Raw genomic sequence first — 2,338 nt, forward strand, 5'->3', positions numbered from 1 at the left:
ACGAATTCTGGGCCTATGCGCCGGACGAGACGCTCTCCCCCGACGAGTTGATCCTCGAAAAGTATCAGGGCATCCGTCCCGCCCCCGGCTATCCCGCGCAACCCGATCACACCGAGAAGGCCACGCTGTTCGAGCTGCTCGATGCCGAGAACACCGCCGGCGTGAAGCTGACCGAGAGCTATGCGATGTGGCCGGGCTCCTCCGTGTCGGGGCTCTATCTCGCCAATCCAGAGAGCTATTATTTCGGAGTCGGCAAGATCGAGCGCGATCAGGTCGAGGATTATGCTGCGCGCAAGGGCATGAGCGTCGCCGAGACCGAGCGCTGGCTCGCGCCGATCCTGAACTACATCCCGGCCCAGGTGGAGGTGGCCGCAAAGACGGCGGCGGGCGGCGCGACCTTCGTGGCCACGCCGGCCAACGATGCGCAAGCCGCCGATCTCGCCGTGCATCCTGCGGGCTGCACCTGTGCGGTGCATCAGGCCTGGCGCAGGAAGGTAGCGCGGAGCTGATTTCCGCATTCGCGTTTTCGCCCACCTAAAGCGGATGGCGTTAGGTTGAATCGATTCTCGATTGAACGAAGCCGCTGGCGCGGCATTTGAGGAGAGGTGTTAACGGCCGCCTCCTGTCTGAGACGATCGAGGGACAGTTGGACCGAATTGACGGAGGTCTGTCCTCGAATTGAGCGCGCGCATGCTGACAATCCGGGCGCCACGTTAAGTCTTAGACCAGATTACCGAGACCAAGAAGACGCACAGGGACCGCGGTGAGCTGGACAGATAAGCTCTAATAATGGGAATGCGCGCACCATTGACGTGATATGCAATCGTACATATTACTATGAAATAGTCGTGAGAGCAGTTCAGAGTAAACATCGCAAACGACCGCCGGCTAGTGGCGGAACGAAGGGGTTACTGATGCGCGCGTCCTATCTCTTCACCAGCGAGTCCGTGTCCGAAGGCCATCCGGACAAGGTTTGCGACCGGATCTCCGACGAGATCGTCGATCTGTTCTACCGCGAAGGGCCGAAAGCCGGCATCGATCCCTGGCAAATTCGCGCCGCCTGCGAAACGCTCGCGACCACCAACAAGGTCGTGATCGCCGGCGAGACCCGCGGTCCCGCGTCCGTCACCAACGAGCAGATCGAAGGTGTCGTTCGCGCTGCGATCAAGGACATCGGCTACGAGCAGGAAGGTTTCCACTGGCAGAAGGCCGACATCGAGATCCTGCTGCATCCGCAGTCGGCCGACATCGCGCAGGGGGTCGATGCGCTGCAGCCGGGCGAAGTCAAGGAAGAGGGCGCGGGCGACCAGGGCATCATGTTCGGCTACGCCACCAACGAGACGCCCGATCTGATGCCGGCGCCGATCTTCTACGCCCACAAGATCCTGCGCCTTATCTCGGAAGCGCGCCACTCCGGCCGCGAGAAGGTGTTGGGCCCGGACTCCAAGAGCCAGGTCACCGTGCAGTACGAGAACGGCAAGCCGGTGGGCGTGCGCGAGATCGTGGTGTCGCACCAGCATCTGGTCGAGGACATCTCGTCCAAGCAGATTCGCGACATCGTCGAGCCCTATGTGCGCGAGGCGCTGCCGAAGGACTGGATCACGCCGAAGACCATCTGGCATATCAACCCGACCGGCAAGTTCTACATCGGCGGTCCCGACGGCGATTCCGGCCTGACCGGCCGCAAGATCATCGTCGACACCTATGGTGGCGCGGCTCCGCACGGTGGCGGCGCGTTCTCCGGCAAGGATCCGACCAAGGTCGACCGCTCCGCGGCTTACGCTGCCCGCTATGTCGCCAAGAACATCGTCGCGGCCGGTCTTGCCGACCGCTGCACGCTGCAGCTCGCCTACGCCATCGGCGTGGCGCGTCCGCTGTCGATCTACGTCGACACCCACGGCACCGGTAAGGTGTCGGAGGATCAGCTCGAGAAGGCCGCAGCCAAGGCGATGGATCTCACCCCGCGTGGCATCCGCAGCCATCTCGATCTCAACCGCCCGATCTACGCGCGCACCTCCGCCTATGGCCATTTCGGCCGTACTCCCGACAACGAGGGCGGCTTCTCCTGGGAGAAGACCGATCTCGTCGAAGCGCTCAAGCGCGCGGTCTGATCACCGACGACATTTCGGGGCGCCGCGCCAGCGGCGAACCCGGAATTCCTAATCGATCGCATCGAGATTCCGGGCTCGCCCTCCAGGGCGACCCGGAATGACCAATTCAACAACAGGACGCCCGCAATGAACGCGAAGCCCGGCTTCAACGATTACGTCGTCAAGGACATTTCGCTCGCCGATTTCGGCCGCAAGGAGCTCTCGCTCGCCGAGACCGAGATGCCCGG

At 62.9% G+C, this 2,338-nt stretch carries 3 protein-coding genes; all 3 read left to right on the top strand.

The genetic code is table 11. The features are described 5' to 3' along the window. On the top strand, positions 1 to 509 hold a 509-nt coding region (locus IVB13_RS34195), incomplete at its 5' end, for a vitamin B12 dependent-methionine synthase activation domain-containing protein (RefSeq protein WP_276578414.1). Positions 510 to 914: 405 nt separating this feature from the next. After that, the gene (gene metK, locus IVB13_RS34200; RefSeq protein ID WP_247491720.1) at positions 915 to 2,111 is read left to right on the top strand and encodes a methionine adenosyltransferase; all 1,197 of its coding nucleotides are present in this window, start codon (positions 915 to 917) and stop codon (positions 2,109 to 2,111) included. 126 nt (positions 2,112 to 2,237) lie between these two features. Then, positions 2,238 to 2,338: adenosylhomocysteinase (locus IVB13_RS34205; protein WP_247491748.1), on the top strand; the 101-nt coding region annotated here is incomplete at its 3' end.

The sequence above is a fragment of the Bradyrhizobium sp. 17 genome (assembly GCF_023073515.1).
In the GTDB taxonomy this organism is placed as follows: domain Bacteria; phylum Pseudomonadota; class Alphaproteobacteria; order Rhizobiales; family Xanthobacteraceae; genus Bradyrhizobium; species Bradyrhizobium canariense_D.